General features: G+C 68.2%; 1 protein-coding gene and 1 pseudogene. Both read right to left on the bottom strand.

Annotated features, from left to right (window positions below; translation table 11 throughout):
- The coding region (locus MFF42_RS26100) for an ABC transporter permease family protein (RefSeq protein WP_238258858.1) at positions 1 to 723 on the bottom strand (723 nt) is incomplete at its 3' end.
- Positions 724 to 732: 9 nt separating this feature from the next.
- Positions 733 to 1,029: pseudogene (locus MFF42_RS26105) on the bottom strand (ABC transporter substrate-binding protein); the annotation flags it as partial.

The following is a 1,029-nucleotide window of genomic DNA, read 5'->3' on the forward strand; positions in this document are numbered from 1 at the left end:
GGCGCCGAGCACGAGGGCGGAGAGCGGCAGCACCAAGTGCCACGCGTAATCGACGAGCTTGCCCCAGAGGCTCAGCGACTCGAAATTCTCGGAGGTGAGGCCGCGTAAGGGGAAGATCTGCAGGAAGGAGCCGCCCGCGAACAGGATCACGAGCAGGATGCCGAACAGGAAGCTCGGGATCGCGTAGCCGATGATGACGACGGCGGAGGTCCAGACATCGAAGCGCGAGCCGTCGGCGACCGCCTTGCGGATGCCGAGCGGAATCGAAATCGCGTAGGAGATCAGCGTCATCCACAGGCCGAGCGAGATCGAGACCGGCAGCTTCTCCTTGATCAGCTCCAGCACCGACACGTCGCGGAAGTAGCTGCGGCCGAAATCGAAGCGGAGATAGTCCCACAGCATCTTGCCGAAGCGCTCGTAGGCGGGCTTGTCGAAGCCGAACTGCGCCTCGAGCTTCTTGATGAAGGCGGGGTCGAGCCCCTGCGCGCCGCGGTACTTCGACGTCTCGCCGCCGCCACCCCCGCCGCGGGTCACCCCGCCGCCGAGATCGCCCTGGCCGCCGGTGATGCGCGAGAGCGAGCCTTCCTGCTGGCCCTGAAGCTGGGCCAGCACCCGCTCCACCGGGCCGCCGGGGGCGAACTGGATGATGGCGAAGGTGATGAGCATGATCCCGAAGATGGTCGGAATCATCAGGGCGAGGCGGCGCAGGATGTAGGCGAGCATGAATGATCCTCAGCCCCGGCCGATCCGGCGCGCCTTCGCCTCGTCGTACCACCACAGGCCGGGCACGCCGAGCCCGTAGGCCGGCAGCTTGGCCGGGCGGCCGAACATGTCCCACAGGGCGAGGCGGTACTCCGGCGAGTACCACATCGGGATCCAGTAGCGGCCGGCCCGAAGCACCCGGTCGAGGGCGCGGCAGGCCACGGTCAGGCTCGCCCGCGACTCCGCGTTGGCGATCCGGTCGAGCAGGGCATCGATCACCGGGTCGGCGATGCCGGTGAGGTTGTTGGAGCCGGGGATCGCCGCCGC

It is taken from the genome of Methylorubrum podarium, assembly GCF_022179745.1.
Lineage (GTDB): Bacteria > Pseudomonadota > Alphaproteobacteria > Rhizobiales > Beijerinckiaceae > Methylobacterium > Methylobacterium podarium.